The 13,462-nt window shown below is 60.8% G+C and carries 11 protein-coding genes and 1 tRNA gene; all 12 read right to left on the minus strand.

The window, feature by feature from the left end; translation table 11 throughout:
* Positions 1 to 48: 48 nt before the first annotated feature.
* The 12 genes from V7Q10_RS04925 to V7Q10_RS04980 all read right to left on the minus strand — a co-directional run bounded on the left by V7Q10_RS04925 (position 49) and on the right by V7Q10_RS04980 (position 13,456).
* Positions 49 to 138: transfer RNA gene (locus tag V7Q10_RS04925), tRNA-Ser, on the minus strand.
* Between the two features lie 170 nt (positions 139 to 308).
* The gene (locus V7Q10_RS04930; protein WP_333867943.1) at positions 309 to 1,019 is read right to left on the minus strand and encodes an alanyl-tRNA editing protein; all 711 of its coding nucleotides are present in this window, start codon (positions 1,017 to 1,019) and stop codon (positions 309 to 311) included.
* Positions 1,016 to 3,454: a DUF3772 domain-containing protein gene (locus V7Q10_RS04935; protein WP_333867944.1), complete on the minus strand. Its 2,439-nt coding sequence runs from the start codon at positions 3,452 to 3,454 to the stop codon at positions 1,016 to 1,018. Before V7Q10_RS04935 ends, V7Q10_RS04930 begins: the two co-directional genes overlap by 4 nt.
* Entirely contained in the window at positions 3,451 to 4,485 is a 1,035-nt protein-coding gene (locus tag V7Q10_RS04940; protein WP_333867945.1) for a cysteine synthase A, read from the minus strand. The genes V7Q10_RS04935 and V7Q10_RS04940 overlap by 4 nt, the downstream gene beginning before the upstream one ends.
* Before the next feature lie 198 nt (positions 4,486 to 4,683).
* Positions 4,684 to 5,319, minus strand: coding sequence for a hypothetical protein (locus V7Q10_RS04945; protein ID WP_333867946.1), 636 nt, complete (start codon positions 5,317 to 5,319; stop codon positions 4,684 to 4,686).
* Positions 5,320 to 5,461: 142 nt separating this feature from the next.
* Positions 5,462 to 6,859, minus strand: coding sequence for an aspartate aminotransferase family protein (locus V7Q10_RS04950; RefSeq protein WP_333867947.1), 1,398 nt, complete (start codon positions 6,857 to 6,859; stop codon positions 5,462 to 5,464).
* A gap of 93 nt (positions 6,860 to 6,952) precedes the next feature.
* Positions 6,953 to 7,612 (minus strand): GntR family transcriptional regulator, encoded by a 660-nt coding sequence (locus V7Q10_RS04955; protein ID WP_333867948.1) that lies wholly within the window; start codon positions 7,610 to 7,612, stop codon positions 6,953 to 6,955.
* A 266-nt stretch (positions 7,613 to 7,878) separates the two neighbouring features.
* Complete coding sequence (locus V7Q10_RS04960; protein ID WP_333867949.1) at positions 7,879 to 8,982, minus strand: NUDIX domain-containing protein; 1,104 nt, start codon at positions 8,980 to 8,982, stop codon at positions 7,879 to 7,881.
* Positions 8,979 to 9,422, minus strand: coding sequence for a TrgA family protein (locus V7Q10_RS04965; protein ID WP_333867950.1), 444 nt, complete (start codon positions 9,420 to 9,422; stop codon positions 8,979 to 8,981). The genes V7Q10_RS04960 and V7Q10_RS04965 overlap by 4 nt, the downstream gene beginning before the upstream one ends.
* A 16-nt stretch (positions 9,423 to 9,438) precedes the next feature.
* Positions 9,439 to 10,683: a cyclopropane-fatty-acyl-phospholipid synthase family protein gene (locus tag V7Q10_RS04970; protein WP_333867951.1), complete on the minus strand. Its 1,245-nt coding sequence runs from the start codon at positions 10,681 to 10,683 to the stop codon at positions 9,439 to 9,441.
* On the minus strand, positions 10,667 to 12,109 hold the full coding sequence (locus V7Q10_RS04975; RefSeq protein WP_333867952.1) for a cryptochrome/photolyase family protein: 1,443 nt from the start codon (positions 12,107 to 12,109) through the stop codon (positions 10,667 to 10,669). The genes V7Q10_RS04970 and V7Q10_RS04975 overlap by 17 nt, the downstream gene beginning before the upstream one ends.
* Positions 12,110 to 12,223: 114 nt before the next feature.
* Positions 12,224 to 13,456 carry an aminotransferase class V-fold PLP-dependent enzyme gene (locus V7Q10_RS04980; protein WP_333868023.1) on the minus strand — a complete coding sequence of 411 codons (1,233 nt, stop codon included), beginning with the start codon at positions 13,454 to 13,456 and terminating at the stop codon, positions 12,224 to 12,226.
* Between the last annotated feature and the right edge of the window lie 6 nt (positions 13,457 to 13,462).

The following is a 13,462-nucleotide window of genomic DNA, read 5'->3' on the forward strand; positions in this document are numbered from 1 at the left end:
GAAAAAAGGGCCCCAGAAGGACCCATAACTTATTTTTCATATTGAAAGTGGCGGATCGATAGGGATTCGAACCCTAGAGACGGTTCCCCGCCTACACACTTTCCAGGCGTGCGCCTTCGACCACTCGGCCACCGATCCGTTGCGGGGTGTTTAGCCTGCTCGTATGGGTGGGCGCAAGGGGGCAAATGGGCGGTTTTTGGGGTATTTCTGTCAGTGATATGGCCGCAATTGCGAAAACCCGCGCCTTGGGCCCTGCCCTAGATCGGGCTTTGGGTCCGGCCTCTCACTTTGAGGCGAAACGCGGCGCCTTAGGCCAGCAGCATCAGGTTCACGCGGCGGTTTTGTTTGCCCTTATTCTCGATCTTACCGATTTCGACGCGGCCAATTTCGGCGGTGCGGGCAACATGGGTTCCGCCGCAGGGTTGTAGATCAATATCGCCGATCTGGACCAGCCTCACCTGCCCCTGCCCCATAGGCGGGCGCACTGACATGGTTTTGACCAGCTCGGGTTTGGCCTCGAGCTCGGCATCGGTGATAAAACTGGTGCTGACCACCAAATCGCGGGCGATCAGCGCGTTCAAGGCCGTGTTAAGTGCTGCCACATCCACGGGCGGCTCTGGCATCATGAAATCCAGCCGGCCGCGCTCGGCTCCGATCTGGCCACCGGTGACCGGAAGCGGGATCACCACCGACAAAAGATGCAGCGCGGTATGCATTCGCATCAGTTTATGGCGCCGCGTCCAGTCAATTTGCTGCACCACTTCGACGCCTTCACGCGGCAGGGCTGCGGCCTCGGCGGGCACCAGAGCGATCAGCCCGCCCTCGATCCGCACCGCCGTGGCAATCTCAAGCTTGCGACCTTCCCAATAAATAAAGCCGCTGTCGCCAGGCTGGCCGCCGCTGGTGGCGTAAAACACCGAGGCCTGCACCACGATGCCGCCTTCGGGGGTATGGCCCAGCACCTGGGTCTTGGCCTCGCGCAGATAGGCATCGTCGCGAAACAGCAGCTGCGTCGTCATAGCTCTGGCTTTCCTTTTGCCGGGGCGGCCTTGGGCTGCGGTATGCTGCGCAGCGCTGCGGCCAATTCGTCGATATTGCGCAGGTGAATATCCTGCTGGGTGAAGGGAATTTCAATGCCATGTTCAGTGAAGGCACGCGCGATCTCGTGATTGATTTCCGAGCGCACAGAGACGCCAAAGTTCACATCGCGCAAGATCACCCGCATCTCGAAGTTGATCGAATCCGCGCCAAAGCCTGCCAGCACAATCTGCGGCGGCGGGGTCAGCACCACCATCGGCTGGGCTTCGGCAATCTCGAGCAGCACGGCCTCGACCTTGCGGGTGTCAGAGCCATAGGCCACCCCAATCGGCACGATCAGCCGACCCGACAGGCTAAAACGGGTGTAATTGGTCACCCGCCCCGAGATCAGATCCGAATTTGGCACGATGACATCGGACCGATCAAAGGTCTGGATCCGCGTCGAGCGCACCGAGATAGATTTGACGATGCCTTGGGTGGTGCCGACCTCGATCCAATCGCCCTCGGACACCGGGCGTTCGATCAGCAAAATGATGCCCGAAACAAAGTTCGACACCACCGTTTGCAAGCCAAAACCAATGCCCACCGACAGGGCCCCAGCCACAATTGCAAGGCCAGACAGATCAATCCCTGCGGCATTGATCCCCACCAAGGCCGCAAGGAAAATGCCGATATAACCTATGCCCGAGACAACCGCATTCTGCCCGCCCTGATCGAGCGCGGTGCGCGGCAAAACGCTGGTCTTCAGCGCGCTTTGAAACAGCCGGGTCAGCCCATAGCCAATACCAAAAATCGCGGCAAAAATCAAAAACACCGTGGGCGAGATGCGGGTATCGCCCAGCTGCACGCCCTCGCGGAATTGCGTCCAAAGCTCGGTCAGATCCGCCAGCCGCGCACCCCAGATCAGCGCAAACAGCGGCAGGGTCGCCAGCATCAGCGCAAAGCCGATCAGCACAGGAGCAAGGGCGGTCCGGCTGGCATCCTCGTCCTGCCGCGTCAGCAAAGCATAGCCGTCTTCGGTCAGTTGCTGCACCACCAAAAGCAGAGCCACCAAGCCCATCGACATCACCGCAGGATAAACCATTGCCGAGGCCGCCGAGATATAGCCGACAGCCGCCAGCACGGGCCCCAAGAGCCCCAGCAACATCGCCCCGCGCGCCAGCAGCAGGGCAAATTGCGTGACATAACCCGGCTTATCCTCGCTCGTCTCTGCGGCAGAAAGATGCTGCTGCAAGAAATGCCCCATCCGGAACAGCAAAAGCCCACAAATCACGATCAGCGGAAAGGAAATGACAGAGGTTGCGGCTTCGCTGGCCTGTTGTTGGTCCAATACCACCCGCCGCAGGGTCTCTAGGGCAAGCAAAACCCCGAAAGAGGCCGAAAGCACCCGCCCCTCGCCACGCCGCTCTGTCACCAAACCCAGCGGCGATGGCGCATGGGCTGCGGTTGGAAAAATCCGTCCCCCCAGCCAACGCACGCCGAAAAACTGCAAGCCCATCATCGGCAAAGCGCTGACAACCGCCGCACTTAACCCGCCCAGCATCGCGGTCATTTGCAGCGCCACCGTGATCAGCGCCACCCCCGCCAGCGGAATGGCAATCTGCCCCAGCGAGGCCGCAAAAGCCACCAACCGCTGCCCGCGTGCCGAGGTGCGGTCTTGCAGCCAGTCGATCTGGCGATCCACCCACAGCCGGCCACGCCACAAAATTGCCACCGCCAACACCAACAGCGCAAGCACAACCGGCAGCATATCGGCCAATTCGGCCCGCGCGATTGGGCTGGCCCATTTCAGCCGCAGCTCGTTGTAAAGTGACAGCGTGATCGAGGTGGCAGCCCCAAAAGCCGCAGGCCAATTGGCCGGATTGATCGGCATCGGCCAAAGTTGCAGCAGCTGATCGGCTTGGCGTTCGCGCAGCAGGGTGTCAATCTCGCGGATCAGACCATCGGCGCGCTGATAGGCCTCATCGGCGGCAATTCCGGGCGCTTGCAGTCGCACCAGCTGATCGGCCAATTCCGAGCGCCGCTTGGCAATCTCGTCGCTTTCGGTGGCACCTTCGGCAGGTGCTGGCCCCAAGGCTTCGATCTGGGTGCGCAGGGTTGCAATGCGGGCTGCATTGGCGTTCTGCGCGCCCAAAAATGCCGTGCGCCAATCCACCAGCAGGCTGCGCAGCTGTTCAATCGCCGCCGTGGTCGAGGCAGGTGCGGCAATCACCGCCTCGGCGCGATCAGCCATCGCCCCCCAAGCGGTATAATCCAAAGCAGCGCTTGCGTCGGGCTGTGGCACCACAGGGCTTGCAGGCGCCAAGACCATCGCCCCGCTGGCATCCACCGACGGCAGGTTTTGGCTTTGGCCCTGCCCTACAAAGGCAAGCGACAGCGTCAAAACGGCGAGAAAGGTCTTCAGCTGAAAGCTCATGCCTCTTCAAACACGCTGGGCAAAGTCAGTGGCGCGCGGTCAAGCCAAGTCGGCACTGGCAGGCCCTTTTCCTTCAGGAAAGCGGGGTTATACAGCTTTGACTGATAGCGATTGCCATAATCGCACAGGATGGTGACGATAGTATGGCCCGGCCCCATCTCGCGCGCCATGCGGATGGCGCCTGCGATATTTATCCCCGACGACCCACCAAGGCAGATGCCTTCCTCAGCCAACATCTCAAACACCAAAGGCAAGGCCTCGGCGTCTGAAATCCGGTAGCTCATGTCTGGGCGAAAGCCTTCCAGATTGGCGGTGATCCGGCCCTGACCGATGCCTTCGGTGATCGAGGATCCCGGGGCCTCAAAAGCGCCAGTGGTGTAATAGGCATGCAAGGCCGCCCCCTCGGGGTCTGCCAGACCAATCTTGACGCCATGGGGCTGCAAGGCCATGCCAACGCCAGCCAAAGTGCCGCCCGAGCCCACCGCGCAGATAAAGCCGTCGACCTTGCCGTCGGTTTGCTGCCAAATCTCTGGTCCCGTGGTTTCAATATGGGCTTGGCGGTTGGCGATATTGTCAAACTGATTGGCCCAGATAGCACCCTTGGGTTCGGTCATCGCCAAGGCCTGCGCCAAGCGGCCCGAATAGCGCACATAGTTGTTGGGGTTCTTATAGGGCGCTGCGGGCACCTGCACCAATTCAGCGCCTGCCAACCGCAGCATATCTTTCTTTTCCTGCGATTGGGTTTCAGGAATAACGATCACAGTGCGAAAGCCCATGCTGGCACCGACCAAAGCCAGACCAATGCCGGTATTGCCGGCAGTGCCTTCGACAATCGTGCCGCCGGGCTGCAACTGCCCCTTGGCCACCGCATCGCGGATCATAAACAGCGCCGCGCGGTCCTTGACCGATTGGCCGGGGTTCAAAAACTCGCATTTTCCCAAGATCGTGCAGCCGGTAATCTCGGAGGCCCGCTTCAATTTCAAAAGCGGCGTGTTGCCGATTGTCTCTGCCAGATCGCGGTGAATACGCATGATGCATCCTTTTATCTTTGCCTTAGGTGTAGGCTGCAAGGCGCATAAACTCAAGCGATGCCGCACGAAAAGAACCCTGCAAGCGAAATCCCCTGCGGGCTGGAACCCGCGCGTGATGGCCCGTGGTGTTTTAGAATAATTTTCCGCGCTCTTGGCGGTCTTGGGATGAAAATCAGGATAGAACCGTCGAAAAACCCTTCAAATCAGGTGCAATGTCCCGTTTTCCCCCATGCGATTGCTTGGAAGTTTCAGCATCATCTGCCGCTCAAAGGCAACGATACGCCCGATCGGCTGATAGCGGGACAGATCGACAAACTCCACATCCGTGCCAACTGACGCCTCGACATCCAGCTGCACCAAGCCGGCCGCCCACCCTTCTTCGTGGCAGAGGAACGCCTTGCACAGCACCACCACCTGCTCGCCAAAACGCAGCCGCACGCCAAGCCCCTGATCGTCACCATAAAACGCCAAGATAGCCCCCATGACCATCGGACTGGCCGGACCGCCGAACAGGCCATATTCCACGCCCTCTGCGGCCACCTCGCCCCCTTCGCTTAGCAAAATATCCCGCTCGGCAATCACGGCGGCGGCGGCAGCAATCGGGCAAATGCAGCGCAAACTGCCATAATCATCGCGCTTGGCCCCAAGGTCGGAGGGTCGCAGCTTGCGGCTCGCCTCAAGATAGGCGATCACCAGATCCACCCCTGCCACACCTCGGTTCTCCAACCACCAAGCCGATTGCGCCAAGGCCGCAGCGATTTCCATCGAATGCCCGGCATGCTGCGCCGCCAAGACCAAAGCCGCTTTCACTGTCTGATACGGAAGCTCTTGCACTGGTTACCCCATCCACACTTTGTGCAAAACTTTGCCCCAAAGGATTTTTAAAATCCAGCAGCAAAGTCATCTTTGAGGATGGCAAAAGAAAACGGGCGGCAGGTTTCCCCGCCACCCGTTTGCCCGCGCAAGCCGCCTCTGCTCAGCCGCGCGAAACCATCAGCCCATCGGCCTTCAGACCCATGTAGCATTCATCCAGCGATACCTTGGCGCGATCCACCAGAATATCAATCTCGTCCGGCGTGATCACCAAAGGCGGCGAGATGATCATCCGGTCGCCAACATGGCGCATGATTAGATCATTGGCAAAACAGCGCTCGCGGCAGCGATAGCCGACAGTGCCGGTCTCGGCTGCAAATTTGGCGCGATGCGCCTTATCGGGGGTCAGCGCAATCGAACCCATCAGACCTACCAACTTAGCCTCGCCCACCAAAGGATGATCCGCCAGTTCCGCCCAGCGCTTGGCCAGATGCGGATTGGCGACGTTTTGCACATGTTCGATGATCTTTTCTTCCTGCAAGATCCGCAGGTTCTCCAAAGCCACAGCTGCCGCAACCGGATGGCCCGAATAGGTGTAGCCATGGTTGAAATCGCCCGCCGAGCCCATCACCTCGGCCACCTCGTCACAAACGATCGAGCCGCCAATCGGCTGATAGCCCGAGGACAGACCCTTGGCGATGGTCATGATATGCGGCTTGATGCCAAAGGTCTGGCTGCCAAACCAATTGCCGGTGCGGCCAAAGCCGGTGATGACCTCGTCGGCGATCAGCAAAATGCCGTATTTATCAACAATGCGCTGAATCTCGGGCCAATAGGTCGAAGGCGGAATGATCACGCCGCCTGCACCCTGCACCGGCTCGCCGATGAAAGCGCCGACATTTTCGACGCCCAGCTGCAAGATCATCGTCTCCAGCTCTTGCGCCCGCATCAGCCCGAAAGCCTCGGGCGTCATATCGCCGCCCTGCTCCCACCAATTCGGCTCGCCAATATGCACGATGCCTGCGATCTTGCCGCCATGGGCGTGAATGCCCGACATGCCGCCCAAAGACCCGCCACCCATGGTCGAGCCATGATAGCCGTTCAACCGCGCAATGATGATGCGCTTTTCAGGCTGGCCCTTAATGTCCCAATAGCGCCGCACCATGCGGATATTGGTGTCATTGGCCTCTGACCCAGATCCAGCAAAGAAGATGTGGTTCATCCCCTCCGGTGCCAGTTCGGCAATCTTGGCGGCAAGTGCGATGGCAGGCACATGGCTGGTCTGAAAGAAGGTGTTATAATAGGCAAGCTGATCCATCTGCGCCTTGGCCACATCCCCCATCGAGGTGCGCCCATAACCAATGTTAACACACCAAAGCCCCGCCATGCCGTCAATAATACGGTGGCCCTCGCTGTCGGTCAGCCAAACCCCCTTGCCCGCCGTCATGATCCGCGCGCCCTTTTGGGCCAGCGCCGAATTGTCGGTGAAAGGATGCATGTGATGCGCTGCATCCAGCGCCTGAAGCTCTGCCGTGGGCATGTGGTTGGTGATCTTATTCATCTGCGGACCTTTCGCCTGACCAAATGGCAACCGCGATTCCGGCAGCCTTTGCCCCAGCCTAAGAGCAATCTGCGCAGGCTTCAAGGAATTTGATCAAATTCCGCCGTGCAACAACCCCGCCCGCACATGATCGACACCTTGGGTGATATCGCGCGCCATCGCAGCGGCCACCGCCGGCGCATCCCCCGCCCTTAACGCCGCCAGCGCCTCCTTATGCGCATCCGGCAGGCTCGAAGCCCCCGCCTCCCGCGTCACCACCCGCAGGCTTGGCCCAAAGCGCAACCAAAGCGAGCGCGCCATATCCAGCAAAACCCCCGCTCCCGCCGCCTCGTAAAGCGCAAAGTGAAAGGCGTGATTGCTTTGCAAATAGGCCTGCACATCGCCCGCAGCAATTGCAGCATCGACCTGCGCATCCAAATCCTGCAAATCTGCAATCAGCTCAGGCGTCACCGCCGCCGTCGCCAGCTCCGCAAGTCGTGGCTCTATGGTCAGCCGGGCAAAAGCCACCTGCTCCAGATCACTGCCCAATAGCCGTGGCACCGTCACCCGCCGATTGCCCTGCGGCAACAAAGCCCCCTCAGCCGTCAAACGTCGAATGGCCTCGCGCACCGGCGTCATGCCCGCGCCAAGATCAGCGATCAACCCCTGAATGGTCACCGGCTGACCGGGGGCGAGAACACCAAACAAAATCATATCGCGCAGCCGCGCATAGGTGAGCTCATGCGTGGGTATCTTGCGGCTGTCGTCACTCATGCAGACCAGACTCCCTTGAGGTGCTGGCCAGTTATGCCACCCAGCGCAGCTCATGCAACCCTCTCTTGCAGCCCAAGCCATCGCACAAGCCGCAAAATCCGCCAAAGTGGCGCAACTCTTGCCCTTTCATCTGTCTAAAAATATCCCACGGGGGTGCGGGGGTGTGAAACCCCCGCTGCGCGGCAAGCAGCTCTCGACCGATTTGGTCGGTCTTCGATCTGGCCAAAAGCGGGGGTTTCACACCCCCGCACCCCCGTGGGATATTTTTAGACAGATGAAGCAGGACAGGCACGGCGCAGCTGGATACGGTTGGCGGCAAGCCAATAGGCCAAGAGCAGCAAAGGTCCATTGCCGATCTCACCCGATTGCGCCAAGGCCATCAATTGATCAAAGGAGATCAGGTGGCCGCGAATATCCTCGGACTCTTCGGCGAGGCCAAAGATCCCTGCGGCATGGTCGGGGAGGTTGGTGAGGGCGAGATAGCTGTAGAGGAACTCGGTCAGAATGCCCGGGGAGGGGTAATACTGGGCCACCGGAAGCAAGGCGGTCAGGGTCAAGCCTGCCTCTTCCAGCGCCTCGCGGCGGGCGGCCTCTTCGGGGGTTTCGCCCGCGTCTATGCGTCCTGCAATCGCTTCAAGTTGCCAAGGCTGCGGATCGCCGCGCAGGAAGGGGCCGGTGCGGAATTGCTCGACCAAAAGCACACGGTCGCGCTGCGCATCATAGGGCAGCACCGTGACCGCGTCACAGCTGATAAAGCCGGCGCGGGTGACCTGCGGGCTGAGGCTGCCATCAAAGCGGCGAAAGCGCAGATCGGCCTCTTCCACCGCGAAAAACCGTTTATAGGGTTGGCGCAGGGCCTGACAGGCAACATCTTGGGTGCCAGCGGAGTGGCGCCGCGTCACCGGTGCCACTTGGGCTGCGGCGCGCAGGCGGGCCCCCGCCCGGGCCAGCAGCGGGCCAAGCCGGGCGGCCTCAACCTCGGCTTGCGCCACCAACGCGTATTCCGCGCCGTAACGCGCCGCCCATTGCGCCAAATCCCAAGCCGCAAAGCCCTGATCTGCCAGCGCGGTTTGCGGCAGCAGTGCTGTGGCTTGAACCTGTCCGCCCTGCGCCAGCTCGACCGTCACGCGCGCGCACCTTAGGCTGTTGCCTTCGAGCGCCGCCATCGTCTGTAAGTCTTCCGCCGCAAGTCCGCGCAGCAAAGCCCCCTGAGCCAGCCCGTCGTGCTGGCTTACCAGCAGCGCAGCGCCTGTCTCGGGATCGGCCGCCACCATCACGCCGCGCAGACTGGCAGGCTCGAAATCCAGATCGCGGCCCCTCCACAGCGGCGGATAGCGCAGCACCCCCCAGAGAAAGCAGCCCTCGCTCATGTAAACCGCCGCGCGGCCCATTCGGTCGCAAGCCCGCCCAAGACCCCGCCAGCCAGCAAAATCAGCAGCACATCTGGCTGCACCAGCAAGCGGCCCTGCGCATAAAAGATATCAAACACGCTTAAAAGCGCCTCAACCAAACCGTGATATTTTCCGCTGATCGAGCGCTTCAGCATCAGATAAATCGCCAAAAACAACAGGGCCCAGATCACTATAAACAGGCTTGTACGCAGCCCAGCGCCTGCGGCCTTGCCAAAGTTTTGGTGCCGACCTTTGGCGCCAAGCGTCGACCAGCCCAGCACGGCTCCGGTAACTGCCGCGATTTCGCGCATCCAAGCTGGGCTGCTGGTTGCGGGCAGTTGGGCGGCATAGGCCTGTGCGGCAAAGAAAGCTAGAACCGCAAATATCACGCCTGCCACCAGTTTCGCCGCAGTTGGCATCGCATCCTCACACACACTAGGGTCGTGTAAACGTCACTTGTATTACCTCACAGTTTCCTCCTTCAAAGGTTCCAGCACAAGAGGTCAAATAAAAGTTCCACATCCGTTTAAACCGCGCGTCAAAGCCCAGCTTTTCCACTTCGGACCAGCGATCATTGAACACATCATACCAACGCCGAAGGGTCTGGCTGTAGCTGCGGCCAAATTCCAGCGTATCGGTGACAGCAAGCCCCACCTTGCCCGCCTCTTGCGCCAAGATTGCAGCCGAGGGCAGCATTCCGCCCGGGAAGATGTATTTCTGAATGAAATCAACGTTCTTACGGTATGTGGCAAAGCGGTCATCCTGCACGGTGATCACCTGCACCACCGCCTGCGCCTTGGGTTTCAGCCTTGCGCGCAGGGTGCGGAAATAGCTGGGCCAATAGGCCTCGCCCACGGCTTCGAACATCTCGATGCTGGCGATGCCGTCATATTCACCGCGCACATCGCGGTAATCTTGCATCCGAATTTCAACCAGATCCGACAGGCCAAGCCGCGCCATCCGCGCCACGGCGTAATCATGTTGCGCCTGCGAGATCGTCAGCGCCGTCACCCGAAGCCCACGCTCTTTCGCGGCATATTCGGCAAAGCCGCCCCAGCCGCAGCCAATCTCCAGCACGTGATCGCCCGCCTGCACGCCCATGCGGTCGACCATCGAGGCGTATTTGCGCGCCTGCGCGGTCTCGAGGCTTTCTTGCCCATCGGCAAACAGCGCCGAGGAATAGGTCATGCTGTCATCCAGCCAAAGGCTGTAGAAGTCATTGCCCAGATCGTAATGCGCCGCGATATTCTTTTTTGCGCCGCGTTTGGTGTTGGATTGCATCCAGAACCGCAGCTTTTCAAACAGCCGCATCATTCCCATGCCGGGGAAGCTGTCGTAGACATCGTTGTTGCCCTGATGCACCAGATCCATAAAAGCCATCAGATCGGGACTGGACCATTCGCCTTCGACGTAGGCCTCGCTGAACCCCAAATCGCCTTCGCGGATCAGGCGGGCAAAGACATCATTGCTGTGCAAGGTCAGTTCAGCTACGGGGCCCGCCTCGGCGCCCTCAATGCGAAAGCGGCGGCCATCAGGCAGCACAAAATCCAGCCGCCCGCGTTGCAGCCGCTTGGCAATCGCAAAAACCGCGCCGAAATAGCGCGGCAAATTGCTTTGCCCTTGGGTCGAGGTTAAAATCCCCGCAGATGGACCTGCCATTGCCTCAGACGTCGCCATCATTTCCGCCGTTCCCTTCTTTTTGCGCGCTATAGGCCGCCAAAGCCCGCGCCCGCCCTTCTGCCAGTTCTACTATCGGTGCCGGATAACGCGCGCTTGCGTCAAGCCCCCAGCTTTTGGGGCAAGCGTCAAAAAACGACAAGGCCTGAGCTGCCGGCACACGCGCGCCCTCGGCGATCCAGCGCCGCCGATAGCGTTGATCGGCGTCAAATTTCTCGGCCTGACCTGCGGGATTGAACACCCGAAAATACGGTGCGGCATCGGGACCGCAACCTGCAACCCATTGCCAGCCCATGGCATTTGCCGCCGGATCCCAATCGGTCAGCACTTCGGCAAACCAAGCCAGCCCAACGCGCCAATCGGTCAGCAGATGTTTGGTCAGATAAGACCCCACGATCATGCGGGCGCGGTTGTGCATGCGGCCGGTGACATAAACCTCGCGCATGGCGGCATCGACAAAGGGTTCGCCCGTCATGCCGCGGCGCCAGCGTTCGGCATCGGCGTTATCGCCGCGCCAGCCAAAGCCTTCCCATTCGGGCCGCCAACAGGTTGTCTCGATCTGCGGCGCATGGTGCAGCAGATGATAGGCAAATTCGCGCCAGACCAGTTCTTTGCAAAAATGCTCGGCCCCAGCGGCGCCTTGGTGCAGCGCCCGCTGCCCCGCCGCCCAGATCGTGCGCGGGCCAATTTCACCCCAAGCCAGATTTTCAGACAACCCCGAGGTCGCCTGCGTCTCGGCTGGAAAGTCGCGCTCGATGCGGTAATCGGCCACCGAGGCTGCGATAAAGCCATCCAGCCGCGCCAGCGCTGCCGCTTCGCCAACCCGCTGATGCGGCAGCACAACGCCCGCACCGCGCCGCATCGCAGCGCCCATCTGCCAACTGCCCAGATCCTCGGACGCAGGCCAAAGCTCTGGGGCTGGCAGATGCGCAGGGGCGGGCACTGGCGGTGCAAAGCCGCGCGCCGAAACCGCGCGCCAGAACGGCGTATAGACCTTGTAATAGCCGCCCGTCCCCGTTGCGACCTGCCAAGGTTCGATCAGCAGCGCGCCTGAAAAGCTTTCAGCCTCAAAACCATCGGCGCGCAGACTTGCCTTTACCTCGGCGTCGCGGGTCTTGGCGGCGGGGTCATACATGCGCTGCCAATAGACCCCTGCTGCCCCCGTCTCGGCCAACAGGGCGCGCAAAACCGGCAAAGCCGCCCCGCGCCGCAGGATCAGCCGCGAGCCGATATCCGCCAAAACGCCGCCAAAATGCGCAAGCCCTAGCCCAAGGCGAAACCGCGCTGCGGCCCCCATCGCCTCGGTTTCAGGATCAAGGATGAACACAGGCAGCAAAGGCCGCCCTGTTGCAACAGCGGCGGCCAGCATGGGATGATCCGACAGGCGCAAATCCCGTCGAAACCATAAAATCAAAGGTGTTTTTGTCATCCCAACCCACGTTCTTTCAAGGGTTTACGCCCGAAAACGGGCCTTGGATCACTCGCACATCTCAGAAAGTCAGAAATCTTAACAAAAGGGGGGCCGCAGCCCCCCTGCCCGCGGTTACAGCACGCGGTCAAGCGCTGCGATCAGGCGCGCCACATCTTCGGCGCTGGTGTAATGGGCCAAAGACATCCGCAGCACACCGCGCCCCAGATCAACACCCATCGCCTCTAAAGGCCGCACGGCATAGAAATCGCCCGCCCAGCAGGCAATGCCTTCGCGGCCCAGCGCCTCGGAAATCGGCTCGGCTGCGCGGTCAAAGGCCACGGCCACGGTGGGCGCGCGGTCCTCGGCCCGCCTTGGGCCCAACAAGCGCAGATCGTTGCGCGCCGCCAGATAGTCCAGCAAGGGCGCGACCGCCGCCACCTCTTGCGCCCGCATCAGCCCATGCACCGCGCGGTTGCGCGCTGCCGGATCGGCTTCGGGGGCAAAGTGATGCGCGTGCAGCGCGTCGATATAATCGGCCATGCCCGCACAAGCCGCAATCTGCGCGTGATCGGGGCCAGCGGGGGTAAAGCGTTTGTACAAAGACCCTGCATTAAACGAATGGCCCTGCGCGGGCAGTTCTGCGCCAAAATCTTCGGTGATCACCATGATGCCCTGATGCGGCCCATAGGTTTTATAGGCAGAAAACAAATAGACATCGCAGCCAAGGCCTGGAAAATCGGGAAAGCCATGCGGGGCATAGGACACGCCATCGACCACGGTGCGCGCGCCTGCGGCACGGGCAATCTCGCAAATGGCTGATACGTCGTTGATCTCGGCCACCACATTCGAGCAATGCGGAAAGGCCACAAGTTTCACCCGACCGTCGGCCAAAAGTGCTGCTAGTCCCGCCGGATCAAGGCTGCCTGTGACAGGATCAATCTGCCACTCGCGCACCTCGATGCCCTCATCCGCCAGCCTGCGCCAGACGCCTGAATTGGCCTCATGGTCCTGATTTGTCACCACAATCGCCGCATTCGCGCCGCGCAACCATTGCCGCACCGCTTGCGCCAAAACGTAAGTGTTCGCCGAGGTCGAAGGCCCAAAAGACACCTGCGGCCCCGCCACACCCATCATCGCGGCAAGCCGCGCGCGGGCCTCGTCCATCTCGGCCCCGCCAGCTTGGGCGGCAGGATAGGGGCCATAGGGCTGCACCTTACGCTCGGTGTAAAACCGATGCAGCCGGTCCACCACTTGGGCGCAGGGGTAAGAGCCGCCCGCATTTTCAAAGAACGCATGGCTGGCGGTCAAATCTTGCGCAAAGGCCGGAAACTGGCTGCGCACGAAGGTCATATCAAGAGATGTCATCGCTGC

The organism is Cypionkella sp., from assembly GCF_036782355.1.
GTDB lineage: Bacteria > Pseudomonadota > Alphaproteobacteria > Rhodobacterales > Rhodobacteraceae > Cypionkella.